This is a genomic window from Streptomyces flavusporus (genome assembly GCF_046267975.1).
GTDB classification, from domain to species: domain Bacteria; phylum Actinomycetota; class Actinomycetes; order Streptomycetales; family Streptomycetaceae; genus Streptomyces; species Streptomyces flavusporus.
The window spans coordinates 9,161,563-9,185,655 of the sequence record NZ_CP176503.1; the positions used below are offsets into that span (position 1 = coordinate 9,161,563).

The 24,093-nt window shown below is 70.8% G+C and carries 21 protein-coding genes and 2 pseudogenes; 16 read left to right on the top strand and 7 right to left on the bottom strand.

From position 1 onward, the window contains the following. The first annotated feature begins 101 nt into the window (after positions 1-101). Positions 102-509: an SseB family protein gene (locus ACKTSN_RS43170; RefSeq protein WP_409474047.1), complete on the top strand. Its 408-nt coding sequence runs from the start codon at positions 102-104 to the stop codon at positions 507-509. 55 nt (positions 510-564) lie between these two features. On the opposite strand, the gene ACKTSN_RS43175 is transcribed toward ACKTSN_RS43170, so the two are convergent. The 4 genes from ACKTSN_RS43175 to ACKTSN_RS43190 all read right to left on the bottom strand — a co-directional run bounded on the left by ACKTSN_RS43175 (position 565) and on the right by ACKTSN_RS43190 (position 4,261). Next, positions 565-954 (bottom strand): MarR family winged helix-turn-helix transcriptional regulator, encoded by a 390-nt coding sequence (locus ACKTSN_RS43175; RefSeq protein ID WP_385271244.1) that lies wholly within the window; start codon positions 952-954, stop codon positions 565-567. 69 nt (positions 955-1,023) lie between these two features. Then, positions 1,024-2,055: a LacI family DNA-binding transcriptional regulator gene (locus ACKTSN_RS43180; protein WP_409474048.1), complete on the bottom strand. Its 1,032-nt coding sequence runs from the start codon at positions 2,053-2,055 to the stop codon at positions 1,024-1,026. Further along, positions 2,052-2,948, bottom strand: a complete 897-nt coding sequence (locus ACKTSN_RS43185) for a carbohydrate ABC transporter permease (protein ID WP_409474049.1) — start codon at positions 2,946-2,948, stop codon at positions 2,052-2,054. The genes ACKTSN_RS43180 and ACKTSN_RS43185 overlap by 4 nt, the downstream gene beginning before the upstream one ends. Then, entirely contained in the window at positions 2,945-4,261 is a 1,317-nt protein-coding gene (locus ACKTSN_RS43190) for an ABC transporter substrate-binding protein (protein WP_409474050.1), read from the bottom strand. The genes ACKTSN_RS43185 and ACKTSN_RS43190 overlap by 4 nt, the downstream gene beginning before the upstream one ends. A 230-nt stretch (positions 4,262-4,491) precedes the next feature. Between ACKTSN_RS43190 and ACKTSN_RS43195 the strand changes: the two genes are divergently transcribed. The 7 genes and pseudogenes from ACKTSN_RS43195 to crcB (ACKTSN_RS43225) all read left to right on the top strand — a co-directional run bounded on the left by ACKTSN_RS43195 (position 4,492) and on the right by crcB (ACKTSN_RS43225) (position 10,911). After that, a complete protein-coding gene (locus ACKTSN_RS43195) occupies positions 4,492-6,513 on the top strand; it encodes a beta-galactosidase (RefSeq protein ID WP_409474051.1) in 2,022 nt (673 codons plus the stop codon). Between the two features lie 107 nt (positions 6,514-6,620). Further along, on the top strand, positions 6,621-8,216 hold the full coding sequence (locus tag ACKTSN_RS43200; RefSeq protein WP_409474052.1) for a glycoside hydrolase family 53 protein: 1,596 nt from the start codon (positions 6,621-6,623) through the stop codon (positions 8,214-8,216). A gap of 261 nt (positions 8,217-8,477) precedes the next feature. Continuing rightward, a complete protein-coding gene (locus ACKTSN_RS43205; protein WP_409474053.1) occupies positions 8,478-8,765 on the top strand; it encodes an ArsR family transcriptional regulator in 288 nt (95 codons plus the stop codon). A gap of 61 nt (positions 8,766-8,826) precedes the next feature. Further along, positions 8,827-9,540, top strand: a pseudogene (locus ACKTSN_RS43210) (SMP-30/gluconolactonase/LRE family protein); the annotation flags it as partial. A gap of 161 nt (positions 9,541-9,701) precedes the next feature. Beyond that, complete coding sequence (crcB, locus tag ACKTSN_RS43215; RefSeq protein WP_409474054.1) at positions 9,702-10,163, top strand: fluoride efflux transporter CrcB; 462 nt, start codon at positions 9,702-9,704, stop codon at positions 10,161-10,163. Beyond that, the gene (locus ACKTSN_RS43220; protein ID WP_409474055.1) at positions 10,160-10,540 is read left to right on the top strand and encodes a DUF190 domain-containing protein; all 381 of its coding nucleotides are present in this window, start codon (positions 10,160-10,162) and stop codon (positions 10,538-10,540) included. Before crcB (ACKTSN_RS43215) ends, ACKTSN_RS43220 begins: the two co-directional genes overlap by 4 nt. Next, the gene (crcB, locus tag ACKTSN_RS43225; RefSeq protein WP_409475069.1) at positions 10,537-10,911 is read left to right on the top strand and encodes a fluoride efflux transporter CrcB; all 375 of its coding nucleotides are present in this window, start codon (positions 10,537-10,539) and stop codon (positions 10,909-10,911) included. The genes ACKTSN_RS43220 and crcB (ACKTSN_RS43225) overlap by 4 nt, the downstream gene beginning before the upstream one ends. A gap of 53 nt (positions 10,912-10,964) precedes the next feature. On the opposite strand, the gene ACKTSN_RS43230 is transcribed toward crcB (ACKTSN_RS43225), so the two are convergent. Next, entirely contained in the window at positions 10,965-12,026 is a 1,062-nt protein-coding gene (locus ACKTSN_RS43230) for a fatty acid desaturase family protein (protein ID WP_409474056.1), read from the bottom strand. 209 nt (positions 12,027-12,235) lie between these two features. Between ACKTSN_RS43230 and ACKTSN_RS43235 the strand changes: the two genes are divergently transcribed. The 7 genes from ACKTSN_RS43235 to ACKTSN_RS43265 all read left to right on the top strand — a co-directional run bounded on the left by ACKTSN_RS43235 (position 12,236) and on the right by ACKTSN_RS43265 (position 20,654). Next, positions 12,236-12,913 (top strand): FadR/GntR family transcriptional regulator, encoded by a 678-nt coding sequence (locus tag ACKTSN_RS43235; protein ID WP_409475070.1) that lies wholly within the window; start codon positions 12,236-12,238, stop codon positions 12,911-12,913. After that, positions 12,910-14,349, top strand: coding sequence for an amino acid permease (locus ACKTSN_RS43240; RefSeq protein WP_409474057.1), 1,440 nt, complete (start codon positions 12,910-12,912; stop codon positions 14,347-14,349). Before ACKTSN_RS43235 ends, ACKTSN_RS43240 begins: the two co-directional genes overlap by 4 nt. A gap of 44 nt (positions 14,350-14,393) precedes the next feature. Then, positions 14,394-15,410, top strand: a complete 1,017-nt coding sequence (locus ACKTSN_RS43245) for an asparaginase (protein WP_409475071.1) — start codon at positions 14,394-14,396, stop codon at positions 15,408-15,410. A gap of 31 nt (positions 15,411-15,441) precedes the next feature. Then, positions 15,442-16,851, top strand: a complete 1,410-nt coding sequence (gene aspA, locus ACKTSN_RS43250; RefSeq protein WP_409474058.1) for an aspartate ammonia-lyase — start codon at positions 15,442-15,444, stop codon at positions 16,849-16,851. Positions 16,852-16,887: 36 nt separating this feature from the next. Beyond that, positions 16,888-17,820, top strand: coding sequence for a glutaminase (locus tag ACKTSN_RS43255; RefSeq protein WP_409475072.1), 933 nt, complete (start codon positions 16,888-16,890; stop codon positions 17,818-17,820). Positions 17,821-17,910: 90 nt separating this feature from the next. After that, entirely contained in the window at positions 17,911-19,305 is a 1,395-nt protein-coding gene (gene mptB / locus ACKTSN_RS43260) for a polyprenol phosphomannose-dependent alpha 1,6 mannosyltransferase MptB (protein WP_409474059.1), read from the top strand. Further along, a complete protein-coding gene (locus ACKTSN_RS43265; RefSeq protein ID WP_409474060.1) occupies positions 19,302-20,654 on the top strand; it encodes a glycosyltransferase 87 family protein in 1,353 nt (450 codons plus the stop codon). Before mptB ends, ACKTSN_RS43265 begins: the two co-directional genes overlap by 4 nt. An 83-nt stretch (positions 20,655-20,737) precedes the next feature. On the opposite strand, the pseudogene ACKTSN_RS43270 reads toward ACKTSN_RS43265, so the two are convergent. Both ACKTSN_RS43270 and rho read right to left on the bottom strand, forming a co-directional pair. Next, positions 20,738-21,574, bottom strand: a pseudogene (locus ACKTSN_RS43270) (D-alanyl-D-alanine carboxypeptidase family protein); the annotation flags it as partial. A 104-nt stretch (positions 21,575-21,678) separates the two neighbouring features. Then, positions 21,679-22,824, bottom strand: a complete 1,146-nt coding sequence (gene rho / locus ACKTSN_RS43275; RefSeq protein ID WP_409474061.1) for a transcription termination factor Rho — start codon at positions 22,822-22,824, stop codon at positions 21,679-21,681. 409 nt (positions 22,825-23,233) lie between these two features. Between rho and ACKTSN_RS43280 the strand changes: the two genes are divergently transcribed. Further along, positions 23,234-23,959, top strand: a complete 726-nt coding sequence (locus tag ACKTSN_RS43280) for a class I SAM-dependent methyltransferase (RefSeq protein WP_409474062.1) — start codon at positions 23,234-23,236, stop codon at positions 23,957-23,959. Positions 23,960-24,093 lie beyond the last annotated feature (134 nt).

Genomic DNA, 24,093 nt, shown 5'->3' on the forward strand with positions numbered 1-24,093 from the left:
CGGAGGGTTGGGTTCCGCCGGGTCGGGTACGCGTGGGATGCCGCGCCGGGGCGACCTCGTGCCGGGCGGGCCGTACGACCACCGCTACCAGGGGATCTGTCATGGAGACACCCGCGAACGACAACAACGCCACCCCGGCCCAGCGGGCACTCGACGTGCTCGCCGAGAACACCGAGGACACGGCGGCGCTGGACACGCTCGCGAGCAGTGAGGTGCTCGTCCCCGTGCCCGACGACGCCCTCGAGGAGGAGGCCGCCGATCCCTCCGCCGTGGCGCTGCCCGTGCTGGAGGAACCGGACGGGCGCCCGGTGGTGCCCGTCTTCACGTCGGAGCTGGAGATGGCCGAGCTGCTGCCGTTCGTCTCCCGCTACCGCCTCGTACCGCTCGGCGCGCTCGCCTCGCAGTGGCCCTCCGACGATCTGTCCCTCACCATCGACGGCAGTTCGGCGCACGGTCTGACGCTCACCTCGGACGGCGTACGCACCCTGCTGGCCCGGCCACAGAGGTGACCACGGGTGACCCCGGCCGCTGACGCGCCGCGCCGAGGCCGGGGCACGGGGCGGGTCAGCCCTGCAGTGTGCGGGCCAGGGCCGCCCGTTGCAGGGGCAGAACCTCGGCGTGCAGCTCGCGGCCCTTGCGGGTCAGGGCCACCCAGACGCCGCGCCGGTCCTCCGCGCAGACGGAGCGCTCGACCAGACCGTCCTTCTCCAGCCGGCCGATGAGGCGGGACAGGGCGCTCTGGCTCAGATGCACCCGCCCCACGAGGTTCTGCACCCGGCACTGGTCGCCCTCCTCCGGCGACTCGGTGGCGAGAATGTCCAGCACTTCGAAGTCGCTCGCCCCCAGGCCGTGCGGATGCAGCACGCGATCGATCTCGCACATCGTCCGCGCATGCGCCGACAGGATGTCCCGCCACCGTTGCTCCAGGCCGGACTGGGCCGTGTTCGCTGCCATATCCGCACGGTAACACCGAATCGGCCATTCGTTGAGTGTGCAACTAGTGTGCGTGCAAGCAGGAGGGCCCTACGCCGACGCCCGCTTCACCAGCTCCGTAGGCAGAATCACGGCAGCCGGATCCTCGCCCCCGATCTGCGCGAGCAGGACCCGCACCATCTCGGCGCTGATCCGGTCCCACGGCTGCCGTATGGTCGTCAGCTCCGGGCTCGCGGAGACGGCGGCGGGGGAGTCGTCGAAGCCGCCGACCGCCACGTCCTGCGGCACCCGGCGCCCCGCCCGCTGGAGTGCCGTCAGCACGCCCTGTGCCATCAGGTCGGACGCGACGAACACCGCGTCCATGTCCGGGGCCTGCGCGAGCAGCCGCTCGGCGCCCGCCTCACCACTGGCCCGGCTGTAGTCGCCGGACACGATGAGCCGCTCGTCGATCTCGACGCCGGCCTCGCCGAGCACCTCCTTGTACCCGGCGAGCCGCTCGACACCGCCCGGGGTGTCGAGCGGGCCGGTGACCACGCCGATCCGCCGTCGGCCGAGGGACAGCAGATGGCGGACCATGTCCCGCGCGCCGTCCCGGTCGTCGGCGGCGACGTAACTCACCTTCGAGCCCAGCCCGATCGGCTTGCCGCAGGCGACCAGCGGCACCCCCGCCTCGCGCAGCTCCTGGGCCACCGGATCCCCGGAGTGGCTGGAGACGAGGAGCACCCCGTCGACGTGCCCCGCGGTGATGTACCGCGTGATGCGCCGACGTTCGTCCTGAGTGCCGGCCAGCATCAGCAGCAGCGGGATGTCGTGCTGGGCCAGCGCCTGGGTGCAGCCGCGCAACAGGACGTTGAAGTTCGGATCCTCGAAGAACCGCTCCTGCGGCTCCGTCAGCAGGAAGCCGATCGAGTCCGAACGCCCGGTGATCAGCGAGCGGGCGTGCCGGTTCACGACGTACCCCGTCCTGCGGATGGCGGCGTTGACCGCCTCCTGCGCGGCCGGGCTGACGTAGTGGCCGCCGTTGAGCACGCGCGAGACCGTGCCGCGCGAGACACCCGCCTCGCGCGCCACGTCGTGAATCGTCGGCGGTCTGCGCCGGCCCCCCGTGTTGTTCATGGTCATGACTTTACGGCCCCGGAGAGCAGATCCAGGCTCCAGAAGCGCTGGATGACCAGGAACAGCGCGACCAGCGGGAACACCGCGAGGAACGCGCCCGTGATCACCAGTGTGTACAGCGCCGGGGTGTTGGCGCCCTGCTCCAGGAGTGTGTGCAGGCCGAGGGCGATCGGCTCGCTGAACACCTGGAGCGTCGCGATGATCGAGAAGAAGAAGGTCAGCACCAGCGAGGGCGCCACCATCGGAATCTTGATCTTCAGTGCGATCTGCAGCGGCGTGGCGCCGTCCAGCTTCGCCGCCTCGTACACCTCGCCCGGAATGGACTGCAGCGAGGTGTAGATGACGATCATGTTGAAGCCGGTGCCGCCCCACACCGCGATGTTCGACAGGGCGAGGAACAGCGGACCGCCGTCCAGCAGGTCCGGCTGCGGCAGGCCCAGCTTGTCCAGCACGAAGTAGAAGGGACTGACGTCCGGCAGGTACAGGAAGCCCCACAGCAGCGCCGCCACGACGCCGGGAATGGCGTACGGCAGGAAGATCGCGAGCCGGGAGAAGGGCGCGAGCCTGACCTTCTCGGAGTCGAGCATCAGGGCGAACAGCAGGGCGAGGCCGAGCATCACCGGAACGACGACGCAGCCGTAGCCGAGGACGCGCAGCGCACCGTCCAGCAGCTCGCTGTCGGTGAAGGCGTCGGTGTAGTTCTCCAGCCCGGCCCAGACCTCCTTGCGGGCACCGGCGCCCAGGCCGAGGCCCGAGACCTTCACCTTGCGGAAGCTGAGCCAGATCGCGTACCCGATGGGCAGCGCGAAGAGCAGGACGAAGAGGATCGATGCGGGGAGAAGGAAGCCGTACGGGGCCCCTTTGACCCCGTACGACTTCCGGCGTGCCGTGCTGGTCACTCGGCGACCTCGAAGCCCTGCTTCTTCATGTCGGCGACCGTGTCGTCCTGCATCGTCTTCAGGGCGGCGGTGAAGTCCGACTTGTTCTTGGCGGCGGCGCCGAAGGCGTCCTTGAAGGACGTGTAGGCGACGTTGACGTTCGGGCCCCACGCGGACGGCGCGGTGGTGTTCGCGATCTCCGCGGCCTGGGTGTAGAAGTCCGCCTGGTTCGAGAAGTAGTCCGGCGGCGTGGTGAAGGCGCCGCTGAGCTGCGCGGAGGTGGAGGCCGGGTAGATGCCGCTCTCCTTGGCCAGTGCGTTCAGGGCCTCGCCGTCGGTGTTCAGCCAGGCGGCGAACTTCGCGGCGGCCTCCTTGTTCCCGGAGTCCGTGGTGACCGCGGTGGAGGAGCCGCCCCAGCTGCCGGTGACGTTCTCGCTGCCGGACCACTGGGGGAGCGGAGCCATGGCCCACTTGCCCTTGGTGTCGGGCGCGGCGGTGCTCAGCGTGCCCGGCGCCCACACGGCGCTGACCCAGGCGATCTGCTTGCCGGTGTTGAGCGCCTTGTTCCAGGCCGGGGTGTACATCGGCTGGTTGTCGATGGCGCCCTCCTCGACGAGGTCACCCCAGAACTTGGCGACCTTCTGCGTCGCCGCGTCGTCGATGCCGACCTTCCACTTGTCGCCCTCGGTGGTCCACCACTTGGCGCCGGCCTGCTGCGCGAGGCCCGCGAAGAGGCCGGAGTCGTTGGCGGAGAAGGTGGTGAGGTCGGTGTCCGGGGACGCCTTCCTCAGCTTGCGCGCGGTCTCGGCGAACTCGTCCCAGGTCGTCGGGACCTTCAGGTCGTACTTCTTGAAGAGGTCCTCGCGGTAGTAGAACATCATCGGCCCGATGTCCTGCGGCACCGCGTAGACCGCGTCCGTGCCCAGCGTCGTCTGCTGCCAGACACCCTCGGCGAACTTGCCCTTCGCGTCCCCGACCTCGCCCGATATGTCGGCGAGTGCGTCATTGCTGACCAGCGTCGGCAGCGCCTGGTACTCGGCCTGCACCAGGTCGGGCGCCTTGCCGGCCTTGTGCGCGGTGAGGATCTTGGTGACCAGCGTGTCGCCGGACGCCTGCTTCTTCACCGTGACGGTGATCTGCTCCTTCTTGCCCGGTCCCTTGTTCCACAGGTCGACGACCTTGTCCATGCCGGGAGTCCAGGTCCAGTACGTCAGCGAGACCGGGCCCGACTGGGCGTCGCCGTCGTCCTCGGAACCGCAGGCGGCGAGTGCGGTGGCGCCGAGCGTGACGGCGACAGTGGTTGCCACGAGGCGACGGCGCTTCGTGTTCGGCATGGAACTCTCCCCTGACCAGGGTCCCCGCCCGCTGCGGAGACCTGCCATGCAGATGCCTGCTGACCTGGGGCCTCGCCCGTCGCGAGGCCCTGTCATGCTTCTGTGAGCGTTCACAGTAGAGAAACATCCCAGACACTTGTCAATGGTTGTTGCTGTGCGGTTATGTTGGGCTCGCACCGCCCCAGCTGTGTGTGCACGTTCCCAAATGATCGATTAAACGGGAGAGATCCATGCCGGAGACCACCCCCGGGGGCCTCACCAGGCTCGCCTTCGGTGGGGACTACAACCCCGAGCAGTGGCCGGAAACCGTCTGGCAGGAGGACGTCCGGCTGATGCGGGAGGCCGGCGTCTCCATGGTGAGTGTCGGGATCTTCTCCTGGGCGCTGTTGGAGCCCGAACCCGGGGTGTACGACTTCGGCTGGCTCGACCGCCTGCTCGACCTGCTGCACGAGAACGGCATCCGCGTCGACCTCGGCACGCCCACCGTGGTACCGCCGGTGTGGTTCTACCGGGCACACCCCGAGGCGCTGCCGGTGACCGCCGACGGCACCCGCTACGAGTTCGGCTCGCGCGGCGCCATCTGTCACAGCAACGCCGACTACCGCGCGGCCGCCGCGAACATCACCACCCGGCTCGCCGACCGCTACGGCAACCACCCCGCCCTCGCGATGTGGCACGTGCACAACGAGTACGGTGTCCCCGTCTCCGCCTGCTACTGCGACTCCTGCGCCGCGCACTTCCGCCGCTGGCTGGGGGCCACGTACGAGACGGTCGACGCGGTCAACGAGGCCTGGGGCACAGCCTTCTGGGGCCAGCGGTACACGGACTTCGAGCAGATCAACCCGCCGCGCCTCACTCCCACCGTCGGCAACCCCGGGCAGGCACTGGACTACAAGCGGTTCGCCGACGCCACCATCCGCGAGAACTTCCGCATGGAGCGGGACATCCTGCACCGCCTCTCACCGGGCGTGCCGGTCACGACCAACTTCATGACCGCGCTCAGCCAGTGCGACTCCATCGACTACTGGGCCTGGGGCCGCGAGGTCGACCTCGTCACCAACGACCACTACCTGATCACCGACGGTCGCCGCACCCACGTCAACCTCGCGATGGCCGCCGACCTCACCCGCTCCGTCGCCGGCGGCGCCCCCTGGCTGCTCCTCGAGCACTCCACCTCGGGCGTCAACTGGCAGGCCCGCAACCCCGCCAAGGCGCCCGGCCAGATGGCCCGCAACTCCCTCGCGCACGTGGCGCGGGGCTCCGAGGGTGCCATGTTCTTCCAGTGGCGGCAGTCCCGGCGCGGCGCGGAGAAGTTCCACTCGGCGATGCTGCCGCACGGCGGCACCGACACGCGCGTGTGGCGCGAGGTCGTCGAACTCGGCGCGTCCATCGACACGTTGGGCCCGATCCGCGGCACCCGCACCCAGGCCGACGTGGCCGTCCTGTGGGACTGGCACTCCTGGTGGGCGCAGAACCTCGACTGGCGCCCCACCGAGGACCACGACGCCCGCGAACGCGCCGACACCTTCTACGAGGTGCTCTACGACCGCCACCTCACCGTCGACTTCGCCCATCCGGAAGCCGACTTGTCGGCGTATCCCCTTGTCGTCGTGCCCGCGCTCTATCTGATGACGGAGGCGGCCGGGCTCAACCTCAAGGAGTACGTCGAGCACGGCGGCACCCTCGTCGTGTCGTACTTCTCCGGCATCGTCGACGAGCACGACGCCGTCCACGAAGGCGCCTATCCGGGCCCGCTGCGGGAGGTCCTCGGCCTGACGGTGGAGGAGTTCTCGCCGCTTCTGAAGGGCGAGAAGGTCCGGATCACCGGCCCGGACGGCGCCGAGCTCGGCGCCGACGTGTGGACGGAGTTCGTGGTGCCGCGCGGCGCCGAGACGGTGTGGACCTACGCCGACGGCCTCACCGCCGGCCGCCCCGCCGTCACCCGGCACCGCCTCGGCAAGGGCACCGCCTGGTACGTCTCGACCCGCCTCGGCACCGACGGCCTCGACACACTGCTGGGGCGGGCCGCAGAGGACGCCCGCATCGCTCCGCGCGCCGACCTGCCCCACGACGTCGAAGTCGTACGCCGCACCGGCGAGTCGGGCACCTTCCTGTTCGTCGTCAACCACACCGCCGCCGACGCCAAGGTGCCGCTGGACACGTCCGGCACCGAGCTGCTGACGGGCGAACGAGCCGCAGGCCGCCTGGCGGTTCCGGCGGGAGCCGTGAGGGTCGTACGACTCGACGGCTGAGCGACTCCCCTCCGCCCGTGTGTGCCACGAGAGCCGCGGGCGGAGGGCCCCTCATCCCCACGAGAGGGGCACCCCCCATCCCCATCACGTCGAAGGGACGACGGACGATGAAGTTCCATCCCAGACGCACCCTGAGAGTCCTGCTGTTGCCGCTCACGGCCGGGCTCGCCCTCACCGCCCTGCCCGCCCCGACCGCGGCTGCGGCGAGCACGCTCACCAACGGCGGTTTCGAGACCGACGGCACCGGCGCGGCCACGCCCAGCGGCTGGTCCGAGTACGGCTCGACCGGAGCCTCCTTCGCCGAGGCCGGCGGCCGCAGCGGCAGCTACCGCCTGAGCCACTGGGCGTCCGCCGCCTACAAGGTGGAGACGTACCAGTACCTCTCCGGGCTCACCAACGGCAACTACAAGCTGACCGCCTGGGTCCGCTCCGGCGGCGGCCAGAACTCCGCCTACATAGCCCTGAAGAACTGCGGCAGCGCGGAGCAGCGCACCGATCTGCCGGCGTCCGCCAGTGGGTGGATCCGAATCGTCGTGCCGGTCAATGTGACGAACAACCAGTGCACGATCAGCATCAACAGTGACGCGAACGCGGGCAACTGGATCAATGTTGACGACCTGACCTTCACGTCGGGCACGTCCAGTACGTCGATCAAGGGTGCCGACATCTCCTCCCTCGCCAAGAGCGAGGCGCTCGGCGGCGTCTACCGGACCAGCTCCGGCACCACCAGTGACCCGCTCGCCATCATGAAGTCCTCCGGCATGAACTACGCGCGCCTGAAGGTCTGGGTCAATCCGGCCGACGGCTACAACAACAAGACGCGCGTGCTCGCGATGGCCAAGCGCGTCAAGGCGCAGGGCATGAAGCTGCTGGTGGACTTCCACTACTCGGACACATGGGCCGACCCGGGCGCCCAGAGCAAGCCGGCGGCGTGGGCGGGCCACTCGTACAGTCAACTCAAGACGGACGTGTACAACCACACGTACGACGTGTTGAACGCATTGAAGGCACAGGGCACCACCGCCGACATGGTCCAGGTCGGCAATGAGATCAACGGTGGCATGCTGTGGAACGAGGGATCGACCAACAACTGGACTCAGCTCGCCGGGCTGCTCAACAGTGGATACGACGCCGTCAAGGCGGTCAACTCGTCCACCACCGTCGCGCTTCATCTCGCCAAGGGCGGTGACCTGTCCGGCACCCGCTGGTGGTTCGACAGCGCGGTGGCGGGCGGCGTGAAGTTCGACACGATCGGCCTGTCGTACTACGGCTACTGGCACGGCACGCTCTACGACTTCCAGACCACGCTGGACGACGCGGCCGCCCGCTACGGCAAGCCGGTCTTCGTCGCCGAGACGGCCTACCCCTTCCGCCTCGACAGCGAGGACGCGCACGAGAACATCATCGACCTCTCCAGCGAGCTCGTCCCCGGCTACGGGGCCTCGACGGCCGGGCAGACGCAGTGGATGAAGGACATCGCGAGCATCGTGGAGGCCGTCCCGAACGGCCGCGGCCTCGGCGTCTTCTACTGGGAGGCGACCTGGACCGCCGTCACCGGCAACGGCTGGGACCCGACCGACGCCTCCTCCGGCAACGGCTGGGACCCGACCGACGCCTCCTCCGGCAACGGCTGGGAGAACCAGGCCCTGTTCGGCTACGACGACAGGGCGCTGCCGGCGATGGCGTGGTTCAGCCACCGCTGAGGGGATTCGGCGGGGATTCGCCTTGGGGGGTTCGGCTGGGCTGAGGTGAGGACCCCATCGCGTTGATCCCAGGCGGATCACAGGACCCGAGGACCCGGCCGTGAGAGTGCGCACCTCCGCGGCCGGGTCCTCGCTGTTCCGCGACATTGAGTCGAGGCCCGTTCGGTCCCGGTCAAGTCCGGCGGTGTGCCGAGCCTGGCGGCTTGCCCGGCGCCGCAGTGGGCAAGCCGCACATAGAGGGCCCGGACCAAGGGGGACGTGATGCTGAGGATTCCCGCCAACGACACCCGCCTGTGCATCCTGGAGTGGCTGAAGGATCCGGTCGCCCACTTCCCCCGCCGGCGGCACACCGACCTCGTGGCGGACGGGGTCTCCGCCGACGCCGTCGCCGCGAAGCTCGGCGTCCGCCGCGCGGTGGCCCACACCCACCTCACCCTCCTCGCGGACCTCGGCATGCTGCGCGCCAAGCGCGTCCGGCGCCGCACCTACTACCGCCGCGACGAGGTCCGGATCGCCGAGGTGGCCCGGATGTTCGAGAAGGGCTGGTAGGGAAGCGGCCACGACGGGTACCCACCCGAGGATCACGCCCCCGACCGCGAAGGTCCGCCGCGCCGAACGCGGACTGCTGCGCGCCGACCTCGCCGACGGCACCGTACGCGTCCTCGCCGACTCGGTGGCGAGGGAGCCCCTGCGCTTCTGCAGCAACGCGGTCGCCCTGCCGGACGGCAGCGTCTGCTTCACCGTCTCCAGTCACCGCTGTCCGCTGGAGCACTGGATCGGCGAAGTGGTCGAACAGACGGGCACAGGCCACCTCATGCGGCTGGAGCCCGGCAGTGACCGGCCCAAAGTGCTGCTGGACTCCCTGCAGTTCGCGAACGGCCTCACGGTGAGCTGGGACGGGTCGTTCCTGGTCGTCGCCGAGACCCGCGCGTGCCGCCTCACCCGCTACTGGCTCACCGGCCCGCGCACCGGTCGGCACGAACCCCTCGTGGAGCACTTGCCGGGCATGCCCGGCAACATCTGGCGCGGCGGCCCCGACGGCCCGATCCGGGGCGCGCCGGCCGGCCCTCGCGTGCCCGCCCTGGACCTGCTGCAGCGCGCACCCGGCCCCGTACGCCGCGCCGCGGCCCGGACAGCCGTGCACGCCCCCATCCGTCCTCCGGCCGCGGCCGGTGTCCTGGCGGTCGACGACGACGGTGACGTCGTCCACCACCGCACCGGCTTCCGCATGATCACCAGCGTCTGTGAAGTGGGCGACCTGCTGATCCTGGGCAGTGTCTGGGAGCGCGGCGTCGCGGTGTGCGAGGCACCGGCCCCGAAGTGACGGGGGCGCGGCCCCGGCGCTAGTCTGGCGTGAGCCGCGTTCCCGCGCGGCGCGGCGGTGGGGCCCGCCGTACGAACCGCGGCGTCGGTGCCGCCAACGGTCCCTACTTGCGACGACAGGCGCCCGCAGTCAGGGCCCCGGCGAGTAGGAGACGTACCGTCATGACAGCCCCGGAGACCGAGAGCCTTCCCCTGGACACGCGTCCCCCACGGCGGCGCGCCTGGCGCGCCCAGGTGCCCGTCGTCGCGGTGGTCGCCGTCGGCGGGGCGATCGGCGCGACGGCCCGGTATGCGGCCTCGGTGTGGTGGCCCGCGCAGACGGGCGGGTTCCCCTGGGCGACCTTCTGGGTCAATGTCATCGGCTGCGCCGTGATCGGCGTGTTCATGGTAATCATCACCGACGTCTGGGTCGCCCACCGCCTGGTCCGCCCCTTCGTCGGCACCGGAGTGCTCGGCGGCTTCACGACCTTCTCGACGTACGCCGTCGACATTCAGCGGCTGGTCGACGCCGGCCACCCGCGCACCGCCCTGGCGTATCTGGCCGCGACCGTGTCGGCGGCGCTCGCCGCGGTGTGGCTCGGCGCGACCGCGACCCGCCGTTTCCTGACATGGAGGCAGCGATGACCCGGCTGACCGGCAACGCTACGCGCGTGACCGTCTTCGTCGGTGAGAACGACACCTGGCACCACAGCCCCCTCTGCTCCGAGATCGTGCACCGGGCCCGCGCGGCGGGGCTGGCGGGCGCCAGCGTCTTCAAGGGCATCGAGGGCTTCGGTGCCTCGTCCGTGATCCACACTTCCCGGCTGCTGTCCCTGAGCGAGGACCTGCCGGTGGCTGTCGTGATCGTCGACACCGAGGAGCACGTCCGGGCCTTCCTGCCGCAGCTCGACGAACTGGTCACCGAGGGACTCGTGATCCTCGACGACTGCGAGGTCATCAAGTACGTCGGCCGGGAGGGCGGCGGGGGCACATCGGGCACGCAGGGGGAGAAGCCGTGGTGAACTGGCTGCTGGTCGTCGCGGGCGCCATGGTCGGCGCCCCGCTCCGCTATCTCGCCGACCGGGCGGTGCAGTCCCGGCACGACTCCGTCTTCCCGTGGGGCACCTTCGCGGTCAACGTCGTCGGCTGCGCGGTCCTCGGCCTGCTGGCCGGCGCGGCAGTGGCGGGCGCCGCGGGCTCCCACCTTCAGCTGCTGCTCGGCACCGGCCTGTGCGGGGCCCTGACCACCTACTCGACCTTCTCGTACGAGACACTGCGGCTGGTCGAGACGGGGGCCGGGCTCTATGCCGCCGTCAATGTCGTGGCCAGCGTGAGCGCGGGTCTCGGCGCGGCGTTCGCGGGGGTGTCGATCGCCGAGGTCGTGTGGTCGTGACGGGTGCGGGCGCGAAGCCCCCGCCCTGGGCGCCGACGCCCAGCGGTTTCGAGTCAGTCGCCCGCGTCCCGCAGCGGCTCTCCGACGCTCCTGAGGTGGCGCAGCGCCTCTCGGTGCGAGGCGAGCAGCCCGGTCTGGTGGTACGGGATGCCCAGCTCGGCGCAGTACCGCTCAGTGATGACCTGGGCCCTGCCGAGCGCCGGCGTCGGCATGCTGGGGAAGAGATGGTGCTCGATCTGGTAGTTGAGCCCGCCCATGAAGACATCGATGAGCGCGCCGCCCCTGACGTTGCGCGAGGTGAGGACCTGGCGACGCAGGAAGTCCAGCCGCATCCCCTCCTCGATCATCGGCATCCCCTTGTGGTTGGGGGCGAACACCGAGCTGAGACAGATCCCGAACAGGCCCTGGTGGACGGCGACGAAGGCGAGCGCCTTGGCTGGGGAGAGCACGGTGAACAGGGCGCCGAAGTACACGAAGAAATGGACGACGAGCAGCGTCCCCTCCAGCACCGGCCGTTTCATCGACGCGTTCCCCAGCGCCTTGAAGCTGGCGAAACTCAGATTCAGCCCTTCCAGGGTGAGCAGCGGAAAGAAGAGCATGGCCTGATGCTTTCCGATGAAACGGGGCAGCCCCTTTGCCTTGCGTGCCTGCCGCTGTGACCACACCAGAATGTCGGGGGAGACGTCGGGGTCCTTTCCCTCATGATTCGGATTCGCATGGTGCCGGGTGTGTTTGTTCATCCACCAGCCGTAGCTCATACCCAGCAGCAGATCGGCGACCAGCAGACCGCCGGCCTCGCTGGGGCGTCGGCGGGAGAAGACCTGCCGGTGGGCGAGGTCGTGGGCCGCCAGCGCGAGCTGGCCGAAGATCACGGCCAGGAAAGCGGCGACGACCAGCTGGCTCCAACTGTCCCCCAGCGCGAGAAACGCCCCGATGCCTCCCGCAAGAGCGAGGGTCACCGCCCCGAAACGCACGGTGTAATACAACGGCCGGCGCCGCAGAAGCCCGGCTTCGGTTATGCGGCGCGACAGTTCGGAAAAGTCGCTTCCCCTTTGCTGTTCGCGTTGTTCTTCGCGCGTGGACGAGTTCCCCGGGAGCACCATTGGATTGGCCATGCGCTTCAGTATGTGAACCATTTCCCGGCAGCAGAATGACGTCTTCCCCCCAAGTGGGGTGCGGGTAGCCCCACTGCCGAAACGGGGGGTCCACCGGTTTGCGGTGCGCTCGGCCCGCTTGACACCACCCGCCGGCCACCCGGAGTATCACCCCCGTGAACCTGTCAGACAGCCAGACAGGTGGAGCGGTCCCGCGGCGCGTCAGCGCGATGGAAGCGGTGCTCACCCACCTCCGCGGCGCCATCGAGCGCGGCGAGTACGCGATCGGCGACAAGCTTCCCTCCGAGGCGGAGCTGTGCCGCACCCTCGAGGTGTCCCGCCCGGTGCTGCGGGAGGCCCTGCGTGCCCTGCAGGCCATGGGGCTGACCGTGGCGAAGACCGGCAAGGGCACCTTCGTCGTCGCCAGCGCGGTCGAGGACCCCACCTTCGGTGACTACGCCGCCAGCGACCTGCTGGAGGTGCGCCGGCACGTCGAGATCCCGGTCGCCGGGTACGCGGCGGTGCGCCGCACCCCGGAGAACCTCGACCACCTGGCCCACCTGCTTCAGCGGATGGAGCGGGAGACCGACACCACCGCGTGGGTGGCCATGGACACTCTCTTCCACCTCGCCGTGGCCGAGGCCGCCCAGAATCCGGTGTTCCGCCGGGTCATCGAGGAGATCCGCGACGCGCTGGCCCGCCAGTCGGCGTTCCTCAACGAGCTGGGCGGACGCCGGGAGCAGTCCAACCGTGAGCACCGCGCGATCGTCGAGGCGCTGATCGACGGTTCCGAGCACGACGCGGTCGAGGCCATGTCCCACCACCTGGACCGCGTCGAGACCACCCTCACCGACATCGTGCGCCCCGCGCGCACGGACACCCCCACGGAAGGCGGCCCCGAGGCGTGAGCGAGCAGTCCCTGCACGAAGAGGTGCACAAACCGTCCGGTCATGTCGACGCCGGAGACGCGGGCTACAGCAAGTCCCTCAAGTCCCGGCACGTCAACATGATCGCCATCGGCGGGGCCATCGGCACCGGCCTCTTCCTGGGCGCCGGCGGCCGCCTCGCCGACGCCGGTCCCTCCCTCTTCATCGCCTATGCGGTGTGCGGGGTCTTCGCCTTCCTCGTTGTGCGCGCCCTCGGCGAACTCGTGCTGTACCGGCCCTCCTCCGGCGCCTTCGTGTCCTACGCCCGGGAGTTCCTCGGCGAGAAGGGCGCCTACACCGCGGGCTGGATGTACTTCCTCAACTGGGCCACCACCGGTATCGCCGACATCACCGCGGTGGCCACCTACACCCACTACTGGGGCATGTTCTCCGACATTCCGCAGTGGGTGATCGCGCTGATCGCACTGGCCGTCGTTCTCACCGTGAACCTGATCTCGGTGAAGATCTTCGGCGAACTGGAGTTCTGGTTCGCCATCGTCAAGGTCGGCGCGCTCGTCGTCTTCATGTGCATCGGCATCTTCCTGCTGGTCACCCAGCACCCCGTCGACGGTCACACCCCCGGCCCGTCCCTGATCACCGACAACGGCGGCCTCTTCCCCAGCGGACTGCTGCCCATGCTGCTGATCATCCAGGGCGTCGTCTTCGCCTACGCCTCCGTCGAACTGGTCGGCGTCGCCGCGGGCGAGACCGAGAACCCGGAGAAGATCATGCCCCGGGCGATCAACTCGATCATGTGGCGCGTGGGCCTGTTCTACGTCGGCTCGGTCGTCCTGCTCTCGATGCTGCTGCCCTGGTCGTCGTACCAGGCGGGCGAGAGCCCCTTCGTCACCGTGCTCTCCAACATCGGCGTCCCCGCGGCCGGCGGGATCATGAACCTCGTCGTGCTGACCGCGGCGATGTCCTCGCTCAACTCCGGCCTGTACTCCACCGGCCGCATCCTGCGCTCCATGGCCGTCGCCGGCTCCGCCCCGAAGTTCACCGCGCACATGAGCCGCAGCCAGGTCCCGTACGGCGGCATCCTGCTCACCAGCGGCGTCTGCGTCCTCGGTGTCGGCCTCAACTTCGTCGTGCCCGCCGAGGCCTTCGAGATCGTGCTGAACTTCGCGGCGATCGGCATCCTCGCCACCTGGGGCATGATCATGATCTGCCATCTGATGTTCTGGCAGAAGACCCAGAAGGGCGAACTCGCCCGCCCCGGCTACCGACTGCCGGGCTCCCCGTGGACCGAAGTCGTGACGCTGGCGTTCCTCGCCTCCGTCCTGGTCCTCATGTACGCCGACGGCGGCGCCGGACGCACCACCGTGCTGTGCCTGCCGCTGATCGTCGCGGCGCTGGTCGCGGGCTGGTACGCCATTCGCGGCCGGATACGCACCACCTCCACCAGGGCCGACGCGTGAACCACGCCCCGGCCGACGACACCTCACCGATGAATCAGGCAGTGATGTACAGCAGTTCCGTCGCGGACGCACCCCTGGTCCGTGAGCCCCGCCACGCCCCCGTCGCCCATCTCATACGCGGCGGGATGGTCGAAGGCATTCACTACGGCTCCGTCGTCGTCCTCGGTGCGGACGGCGAGGTCCAGCTCCAGCTCGGCGACATCGAGGCCGCCTTCTACCCCCGGTCGGCACTCAAGCCCGTCCAGGCCGTCGCCATGGTGCGGGCCGGGCTCCCGCTCGACGGCGAGCTGCTCTCGCTCGCCGCCGCCAGCCACTCCGGGGAGGAGCGCCACCTCGCCGGCACCCGGCGCATCCTCGACATCGCCGGACTCGCCGAGGACGATCTGCGCAACGTCCCCGACCTGCCGTTCGACCCGGTCGTCCGGGACGCCTGGGTACGTGAGGGCCGCATGCCCTCCCGGCTCGCCCAGAACTGCTCCGGCAAGCACGCCGCCATGCTCTACACGGCCAAGCTCAACGGCTGGCTCCTCGACGACTACCTCGACCCCGCCCACCCCCTCCAGCAGGCCATCGCCGAGATCGTCGAGGACCTCACCGGCCAGCGCATCGCCAGGGTGACCGTCGACGGCTGCGGCGCACCCCTGTTCTCCGTCTCCCTGCACGGCCTTGCGCGGGCCGCCGCCCGTATCACCACCGCAGCTCCCGGCACCCCCGAGGCGCGGGTCGCCGACGCGATGCGCGAGCACGCCGAGATGGCCTCCGGCTCCGGCCGGGACGTGGCCGCGCTGATGCGGGCCGTGCCCGGACTGCTCGCCAAGGACGGCTTCGAAGGCGTGCAGGTCGCCGCACTCCCGGACGGCCGGACCGTCGCCGTGAAGATCGCCGACGGCGCCGACCGGGCCCGGATCCCGGTCGCCGCCGCGGCGCTGGCCCGGGCCGGCGTCGACCCGGCGCTGCTCGCCGAGTTCGCGGGCGAGCCGCTGCTCGGCGGCGGACAGCCGGTCGGCAGTGTCCGGCCGGTGCGCGCGCTCGATCCGCTGCCCTCCGCCTCGTACGCCTGACTCGCACACCTCCGACACACAGAGGACTTTCATGACCGCCGCCACCCGCAGCGAACACGATCTGCTCGGAGACCGCGACGTCCCCGCCGAGGCGTACTGGGGCATCCACACTCTGCGCGCCACGGAGAACTTCCCCATCACGGGCACGCCGATCTCCGCCTACCCGCATCTGATCGACGCCCTCGCCGCCGTCAAGGAGGCCGCCGCGCTCGCGAACGAGGAACTCGGCCTGCTCCCTTCGGACAAGGCGGACGCCATCGTCGCCGCCTGCCGGGAGATACGCTCCGGAAAGCTGCACGACCAGTTCGTCGTCGACGTCATCCAGGGCGGTGCCGGCACCTCCACCAACATGAACGCCAACGAGGTTGTCGCCAACCGGGCGTTGGAGCTGCTGGGCCACGCCAGGGGCCAGTACCGGTACCTGCACCCCAACGAGGACGTCAACCTCGGCCAGTCCACCAACGATGTCTACCCGACCGCCGTCAAGGTCGCGACGGTGTTCGCGGTGCGCGGTCTGCTCAAGGCGATGTCCGTGCTGCAGGACGCCTTCGCCCGTAAGGCCGTCGAGTTCCGCGACGTACTCAAGATGGGGCGCACCCAGCTCCAGGACGCGGTGCCCATGACGCTGGGGCAGGAGTTCTCCGCGTACGCCGTCATGCTCGACGAGGACCGGAGCCGGCTTGCCGAGGCAGTCGAGCTGATCCACGAGATCAACCTGGGCGCCACCGCGATCGGGACGGGGCTGAACGCCCCCGCCGGGTACGCGGAAGCCGCCCGCCGCCATCTCGCCGACATCACCGGGCTGCCCCTGGTCACCGCCGCGAACCTGGTCGAGGCGACCCAGGACTGCGGAGCGTTCGTGCAGATGTCCGGCGTGCTCAAGCGGATCGCCGTCAAGCTGTCGAAGAGCTGCAACGACCTGCGGCTGCTGTCCTCCGGGCCGCGCGCGGGCCTCGGTGAGATCAACCTGCCGCCCGTGCAGGCCGGTTCCAGCATCATGCCCGGCAAGGTCAACCCGGTGATCCCCGAGGTGGTCAACCAGGTCGCCTTCGAGGTGATCGGCAACGACGTCACCATCACCATGGCCGCCGAGGCCGGACAGCTTCAGCTGAACGCCTTCGAGCCGGTCATCCTGCACTCCCTGTCGGAGAGCATCACCCATCTCGAGAGTGCCTGTCTCGCCCTCGCCGAGCGCTGCGTGGACGGCATCACCGCCAACACCGAGGCGCTGCGCGCAAGCGTGGAGAACTCCATCGGCCTGGTGACCGCGCTCAACCCGCACATCGGGTACACGGCCGCCACCGACATCGCCAAGGAGGCCCTGGCCACCGGCCGCGGGGTCGCCGAACTCGTCCTGGAGAGGGGTCTGTTGCCGGCCGAGCGGCTGGCTGCCCTGCTGCGGCCCGAGGTCGTCGCGGGCAGCGGCTCGCCCGTCGTCTGACCTGCGGATGCACGCCAGGACCGGCCCGGAGGCACACTGGTGATCATGACGTCGTCGCTGACCTTCGAACCGGTCCTGAAGCGCATCGCCGAGGAGATCGAGCACACGCCCGGCCGTGGCCGGCCCGCCGACTACATTCCGGCGCTCGCCGCCTGCGATCCGCGTCGCTTCGGCATGGCCGTCGCGGAGCTGGACGGCACGGTGTACGGCGTGGGGGACTGGCGTGAGCCGTTCTCCGCGCAGTCCGTCACCAAGGTCTTCACCCTCGCCCTCGACCTGGCCCGCGAGGGCGACGAACTCTGGGAACACGTCGGCCGCGAGCCGTCCGGCAACCCGTTCAACTCCCTGGTCCAGTTGGAGTACGAGAACGGCATCCCGCGCAATCCGTTCATCAACGCCGGCGCGCTGGTCGTCACCGACCGCCTCCAGACCCGTACCGGCGACGCGGCGGGCACCCTCCTCGACTTCCTGCGCACCGAGAGCGGCAACCCCGGCCTGGACTTCGACCACGAGGTCGCCGCCTCCGAAGCCACGCACGGCGACCGCAACGCCGCCCTGGCCCACTTCATGGCCTCGTACGGCAACATCGACAACCCGGTGCCGCTGCTGCTCGACCAGTACTTCAGGCAGTGCTCCGTCCGGGCCTCCTGCGCCGACCTCGCCCTCGCCACCGCCTTCCTGGCCCGGCACGGCGTTCGCGCCGACGGCTCGCGGCTGTTCACGCGCAGTCAGGCCAAGCAGGTCAACGCGGTAATGCTGACCTGCGGAACGTACGACGCGGCCGGCGACTTCGCCTACCGCGTCGGCCTGCCCGGCAAGAGCGGGGTCGGCGGAGGAATCGTCGCCGTCGTGCCGGGACGCTGCACGTTGTGCGTGTGGAGCCCGGGGCTGGACGAGCGCGGCAACTCGGTCGCCGGGGTCGCTGCCCTGGACCGTTTCACGACGCTCACCGGCCTGTCGGTGTTCTGATCACACGGAGGTCATGCGCAGGTCTCCCACCAGAAGGGGGAACGTCGTTTTCCGGCCACCCGGCGTTGACACGCTGACCGAGTGTTGGCCATGGCTTCCTCCGTCGATCTCCGCCGCTGTCAGGTACTCGGTCTGGCCGGTACCGCCTTTCTCGCACTGGGCGGTGAGACGGCCGGAGCCCTTCCCGTCCGCGAGCTGTTGTCGCCCTCCTCGGCCGGCGCCGCTCTCGGGCTGGTCGGCGTGTACTTCGGCGTCGTCCTGCTGATCGCGGCCTGGGCCCTGCTCGGCCGGCTGATCCGCAGTCCCGAACCGCCCACGCCACGCGCGCTGTTGCTGGTCCTCGCCGTCTGGGCGGCCCCGCTGCTGCTGGCCCCGCCGCTGTTCAGCCGGGACGTCTACAGCTACCTCGCCCAAGGGGCCATGGTGGACGCCCAGATCGACGTGTACGCGCACGGACCGTCCCGTCTCGGCGGCCCGCTCGCCGACGAGGTCTCGCCCGTGTGGCAGCACACCGCGGCACCCTACGGCCCGGTGTTCCTCGCCGCCGCCTCCGCGCTGTCCGGCCTGACCAGCGGCGAACTGCCCGCCGGCCTCATGGGGATGCGGCTCCTGGCGCTGCTGGGCGTGGCCCTGATGGCGGCCGCGCTGCCCCGCCTCGCCCGGCACAGCGGCGCCGACCCGGCCGCCGCGCTGTGGCTCGGTGCCCTCAACCCGCTGGTACTGCTGCACCTCGTGGCCGGCGCGCACAACGACGCCATGATGCTCGGTCTGCTCGGCGTCGGCCTGGTCGCGGCGCTCGGCCGCAGGCCGGTCCTGGGCGCCGTACTCATCACACTGGCCGCGCTGGTGAAGGCGCCCGCCGTGCTCGGACTCGCCGCGATCGTCGTGCTCCAGATGCGCGCGGGCCGCCACCCGGCGCGGGCGGTGCTGACGACCGCTGCCGCGTCCGCGGCCACGACGGTCGCCACGACGGCCGTGGCCGGCACCGGGTACGGCTGGATCGCCGCCCTCAACACACCCGTCTCGCCGCACAACTGGGCGCTCACCAGCCTGCTCGGCCGTGCCACCGGCGCCCTGCTGGAACGGCTGGGCAGCGATCTGGCGCCGCTCGCCGTCCCGGTGTGGCACGCGGCCGGACTGGCGATCACCGCGGTCGCCCTGCTCGTCATATGGCTGCGACTGCGCCCCCGCCCGGTGTACGCGCTGGGGCTCAGCCTGGCGGCGGTCGCGGCCTTCGGCCCGGCGATCCGGCCCTGGTACGCGCTGTGGGGGCTGTTCCTCATCGCCGCCGCGGCGCCCACCACCTCGGTACGGCACCGGGTGGCGGCCGTCACCTGCGTCCTCGCGCTCGCCGTACTGCCCAGCGGCGGCCCGGCGGACCTCGGGCAGCTGCTGCTGGCCGTCTCCGGCGGGGTCCTCGCGGTGGTCGTGCTGTGGCAGGCCCACCAGGCCGCGCAGGCCCCGGTCCTGGGACGTACGGCATGAGGGCGTCCCGCACCGACCGCGGGCGACTGCTGCTCGTGCTCGTCCTCGCCGCCGCCGTGACCGTCTTCACCGCGACGGTGCCGCTGCTACGGGACTGGTTCGACCTGCGCGTCTACCACGGGACCATCCACAGCTGGATCCACGACGACGGACGCATCTACGACTACCGGGTGCCGGGGACCACGTACGGCTTCACCTACCCGCCGTTCGCCGCGGTCGCGATGCTGCCGATGGCCCTCGTCGGCCTGCACACTGCGGTCGCGATCGCCCTGCTGCTCAATCTGACCGCCCTGGGCGTGTCGCTGCGGGTGCTGACCGGCAGGGCGTGGCGGCGCTACGGCTGGTACGGCTGCTCCCTGGCCGCCTGCGCGCTCGCGTTGTACGAACCGCTCCGCGACACGTTCAGCTTCGGCCAGGTCAACCTGCTGCTCCTGGCGCTCGTGCTGGCCGACGCCTGGTTGCTCGCCACCGGGCGGGGACGCTGGGCCGGTGTCGGCATCGGACTCGCGTCGGCGATCAAGCTGACGCCCACGATCTTCATCGCGCTGCTGCTGCTCGCCCGGCGGTGGCGGGCTGCGGCCGTCGCGACAGCCGTCGCCGCAGGGGCGACGGGACTGGCGGCGTGGGTGACGCCGGACGCGTCGCGTTTCTACTGGACGCATGCGCTGTGGGACACCACCCGGGTGGGCCGGCTGGACTACGTCTCGAACCAGTCCCTGCAGGGCCTCCTGGCCCGCCTCGACCTGGAGGGCAAGTCCGTCTGGGCGGCGGTGGTGCTGCTGGTGATGGGCGTGTGGGCCTGGCGTGCCCGCAAGGCCGTGGCGGCGGGGGACTGGTACGCCGCGTTCGCCCTGACCGGGCTGACGGCGTGTCTGGTCAGCCCGATCACCTGGGTGCACCACCTCGTGTGGCTGCTGCCGTCCTTCGTGGTGCTGATCCGGGCCGGGCAGCCGCGGGTCGCGGTCGCGCTGTACGCGGTGCTGTGCACCAGCGTGGTGTGGCTGTGGTTCGACGACGCGTCCGGCGTCGACGGGTTTCTCGGCAGCAACACCTATGCCTGGATCACCCTCGGGCTGCTGATGTGGCTGCCGGTCGGTCACTCCGGCGCCGTGCGGACGCCCATGAGCCGCAGCGCCAGCTCGACCGCCCCCGCGCCCAGACAGGCTGCGGCCGCGATCGCCGCCGTCGCCGGCCAGCCCGGCCCGGTGTCCGGTGTGTCCGGCGCGGCCACGGGCAGGGCGGGAGGGCCGGGCCGCGGTCTGCTGCGCAGGGCGTCCAGTGAGCCCACCGGATCGACCCGGCCGGCGGCTTCGAAACCCCAGTCGAGCAACGACCGCGCCTCCTCGTAGACGGTGAAGGCGTCGCCCGACTGAGGGTTCATCACCGAGACGACGAGGGTGCGCCCGTCGCGGCGGGCGGCGGCGATCAGAGTGTGGCCGGCGTTGCTGGTGTAGCCGTTCTTGATGCCGATCAGGCCCGGGTAGGGCGCCACACCGTCCTCGCCGGTGAGCAGCCGGTTGGTGTTGTGGATGTCGTACGCCGAGCCGTCGGCCTCCGGGAACTTGGCCTCGGCCGTCGCGCAGTACCGCGCGAAGTCGGCGTTGCGCAGCCCCGCGCGGCCGAACACGGCCAGGTCGTAGGCCGACGACACCTGGCCCGGCGCGTCGTATCCGTCGGGCGACCGGACACGGGTGTCGTGCGCACCCAGGGTGCGGGCCTTGGCCTCCATGCGCGCGGCCGTGGTGCGCCAGCCCCCGTTGAGCTCGGCCAGGACACGCACGGCGTCGTTGCCGGAGCTGAGGAACACTCCGCGCCACAGGTCGGTGACGCGGTACGCGCCCCCCTCCTCGACCCCGACCAGGCTGCTGCCCGACCCGATGCCCGACAACTCCTCGTCCGTGACCCGGTGCCGGAGCCCCCCGGGCAGTGCCGGCAGCACTGTGAGGGCGAACAGGGTCTTCAGGGTGCTGGCGGGCGGCAGTTTGCGGTGGGCGTCGTGCGCGGCGAGCACCTCGCCGGTGTCGGCGTCGGCCACCAGCCACGACAGGGCGGAGACATCCGGGACCTGCGGTGCCCCGGGGCGCGGCCGCGCCTGCGTGCCGGAGCGGTACAGCAGGGTCGACACCGGGGCTGTCCCCCGTGGCCCGCCCGGTGCACCGGGGTCCGGCTCTGTCGGGGCGGCCGCCGCGACGGGGGCGAGCGCCAGGATGCCGGCGACGCAGAGACCGCAGGTCGGCACGGCCACCCTGGAAGGGAATCCGATCTTCATATGAGCAACGTAGGAACGAAGTCCTGGCCACGCCGCGCTGTCAGGGCCGAATGCGGCAGGCGTGCACCCGGATGCCGCACCGGAGGGACGCGCGTGAACCGCCGTCAGTCTCCCCGGCGGGCGGGCAGCGTCGGCTGGATCCGGCGCAGGAACGTCGCGTTGTCGGGGGTCGCGCGCATCCGCTCCAGCAGGGTCTCCAGGCTCGCCTCGCCGTCGCGGGTGCGCAGGGCGCGCCGCAGCCCGTGTACGGCGGTCAACTCGGGCGGGGACAGGAGGAGTTCCTCGCGGCGGGTGCCGGAGCCCGTGATGTCGACGGCCGGGAAGACCCGGCGGGAGGCCGGTTCACGGCTCAGTCGGAGCTCCATGTTGCCGGTGCTCTTGAGCTCCTCGAAGAAGTAGTCGTCGGCGCGGGAGCCGGTCTCGACCAGGGCGGTGGCGAGGATGGTCAGCGATCCGCCCTCCTCGGCCAGGCGGGCGGCGCCGAAGAAGCGCTTGGGGCCGATCAGCGCGGCCGCGTCGACGCCACCGCTGAGGGTGCGGCCACCGGAGGCGGCCGCGTTGTTGTGCGCCCGGCACAGCCGGGTCAGCGAGTCGAGGAGGATCACGACGTCCTCGCCGGCCTCGACGAGCCGCTTGGCCCGCTCGATCACCAGCTCGGCGAGCGCGATGTGCTGCCTGGGTGTCTGGTCGAAGGTCGAGGCGTACACCTCGCCCCGCACCGAGCGCCGCATGTCCGTGACTTCCTCGGGGCGTTCGTCGAGCAGCACCACCATCAGCCGGCATTCGGGGTGGTTGCCGGCGACGGCGGCCGCGATCTGCTGGAGCAGCACGGTCTTGCCGGTCTTGGGCGGGGCCACGAGGAGCCCGCGCTGCCCCTTGCCGACGGGCGAGAGCAGGTCGACGACGCGCCCGGCGAGACCGGACGCCGGGTGTTCGAGGCGGAGTCGTTCGCGCGGGTGGAGGGGTGTGAGGTCGCGGAAGTGTCGGCGACCGCGGACCTCTTCTGGTGTGCGGCCGTTCACGTGCGCGACCTCGGTCAGGGTGCGCTGGGAGCCGCGTACGCCTTCGACGAGGTCGCCCTTGCGCAGTCCGTACCGGCGGATCAGCGCGGCCGGGACCTGCGGATCGGCGGACGTCGGAAGGCAGTTCGCGGCGCGCAGGTGTGCCTTGCCGCCCGCGTCGATGTCGACGACACCGGTGACGGCCTGAGCCTGCTGCTGGAGGGGAGGGTGTTCGAGAGTGGCGGTCATGGTGGTCGGTCCTTTCACGGACGGAGAGCCTGGGACACAGGTATGCGGGAGCAAGGGAGGGGAGAGCCGCAGGGGAGGGCGTACGTACGTGCCTCCGGGCGGCGGAGAACAGCACCTCGGCGACGGACCGGCAGGTCTGGAGATGAGGTGCGCTGAGAAGCTGCCGTACCGGCCGCGGAACGGCGGGCGGCTCGGCGAACTGAGGAAGGAAACCGGCACCGGCGCCACATGGAGGCGTACACAAGTGCCACCGGCACCTTACCACTCGATGGGCGCCTGCCGCTGTGACGTACGCCTCAGTGGCCTGGGGAGAGCACCGTCACGGGCCCGCGCGCCGCCATCGGGATCGCCGGGGTCCTGATCCTGGCGACGCCGTTCCTGCTGCCCAGGCGCGACTAAGCTGATGTCGATGTTCAGCCCCGAAGGTCCCAGCCTCCGCGAGCTCGCCGTACAGGCGCTGTCCTCCGTCGAGCGCGGCTACGACCTGCTCGCCCCGAAGTTCGACCACACACCCTTCCGCACGCCGGACGCGGTGCTGGAGGCCACCGCGGCGGCGTTGCGGCGGATCGGGCCGTTCGAGGACGGGCTCGACCTGTGCTGCGGCACCGGCGCGGGCGTCGACGTGCTGACGGGCGTGTGCCGGCGGAGTGTCACGGGGGTCGACTTCAGCGCGGGCATGCTCGCTGTCGCGCGGGAGCGTGGCCGGGCCGTCGGGCCGCGGGTCTCCTGGGTGCGTGCCGACGCCCGCGCCCTGCCGTTCCGGCCCGCGTTCGACCTCGTGGCCAGCTTCGGCGCGTTCGGGCACTTCCTCCCGGGTGAGCTGCCCGGTCTGTTCGAGCAGGTCCACTCCGTCCTGCGGCCGGGCGGGTGCTTCGCGTTTCCCGTCGTCGCCCCGCCCCGCCCGGGATCCGCCGCGTACTGGATGCTGGAGGGCTTCGACGCGGTGATGCGGGTCCGTAACGCCGTGTGGCGGCCGCCCTTCGTCATGTACTACCGGGCCGTCCGGTTCGGTGACGTCCTGCGGGAGCTGGACCGCGCCGGTTTCCGGGTGGATCTCCATGCGCTGCCCGAGTTCGGGCAGCGCGGCGACGGCAGCCCGCGCGTCCGCTTGGTCGTGGCCGGACGGCCCGGGTAGGCGCTCAGCTCCCACAAGCGCTCGCCGTCGGCTACGGAGCGACCGTGCTGGTCCCAGCCGTCAACGAGTGGCTGCAACCGGCATTTTCCGGAACCGGTCCCGGCTAGTGCCGCGGCAGGCAACGTTTGCCCGTC

Coding starts and splice junctions, on each gene's coding strand:
- ACKTSN_RS43170 (WP_409474047.1), top strand. CDS start 102: ATGGAGACACCCGCGAACGACAACAACGCCACCCCGGCCCAGCGGGCA.
- ACKTSN_RS43265 (WP_409474060.1), top strand. CDS start 19,302: ATGAGGGCGTCCCGCACCGACCGCGGGCGACTGCTGCTCGTGCTCGTC.
- ACKTSN_RS43200 (WP_409474052.1), top strand. CDS start 6,621: ATGAAGTTCCATCCCAGACGCACCCTGAGAGTCCTGCTGTTGCCGCTC.
- ACKTSN_RS43280 (WP_409474062.1), top strand. CDS start 23,234: ATGTTCAGCCCCGAAGGTCCCAGCCTCCGCGAGCTCGCCGTACAGGCG.
- ACKTSN_RS43195 (WP_409474051.1), top strand. CDS start 4,492: ATGCCGGAGACCACCCCCGGGGGCCTCACCAGGCTCGCCTTCGGTGGG.
- rho (WP_409474061.1), bottom strand. CDS start 22,824: ATGACCGCCACTCTCGAACACCCTCCCCTCCAGCAGCAGGCTCAGGCC.
- mptB (WP_409474059.1), top strand. CDS start 17,911: ATGGCTTCCTCCGTCGATCTCCGCCGCTGTCAGGTACTCGGTCTGGCC.
- crcB (WP_409474054.1), top strand. CDS start 9,702: ATGACAGCCCCGGAGACCGAGAGCCTTCCCCTGGACACGCGTCCCCCA.
- ACKTSN_RS43190 (WP_409474050.1), bottom strand. CDS start 4,261: ATGCCGAACACGAAGCGCCGTCGCCTCGTGGCAACCACTGTCGCCGTC.
- ACKTSN_RS43245 (WP_409475071.1), top strand. CDS start 14,394: ATGTACAGCAGTTCCGTCGCGGACGCACCCCTGGTCCGTGAGCCCCGC.
- ACKTSN_RS43205 (WP_409474053.1), top strand. CDS start 8,478: ATGCTGAGGATTCCCGCCAACGACACCCGCCTGTGCATCCTGGAGTGG.
- ACKTSN_RS43180 (WP_409474048.1), bottom strand. CDS start 2,055: ATGACCATGAACAACACGGGGGGCCGGCGCAGACCGCCGACGATTCAC.
- ACKTSN_RS43235 (WP_409475070.1), top strand. CDS start 12,236: ATGGAAGCGGTGCTCACCCACCTCCGCGGCGCCATCGAGCGCGGCGAG.
- ACKTSN_RS43230 (WP_409474056.1), bottom strand. CDS start 12,026: ATGGCCAATCCAATGGTGCTCCCGGGGAACTCGTCCACGCGCGAAGAA.
- ACKTSN_RS43220 (WP_409474055.1), top strand. CDS start 10,160: ATGACCCGGCTGACCGGCAACGCTACGCGCGTGACCGTCTTCGTCGGT.
- aspA (WP_409474058.1), top strand. CDS start 15,442: ATGACCGCCGCCACCCGCAGCGAACACGATCTGCTCGGAGACCGCGAC.
- ACKTSN_RS43175 (WP_385271244.1), bottom strand. CDS start 954: ATGGCAGCGAACACGGCCCAGTCCGGCCTGGAGCAACGGTGGCGGGAC.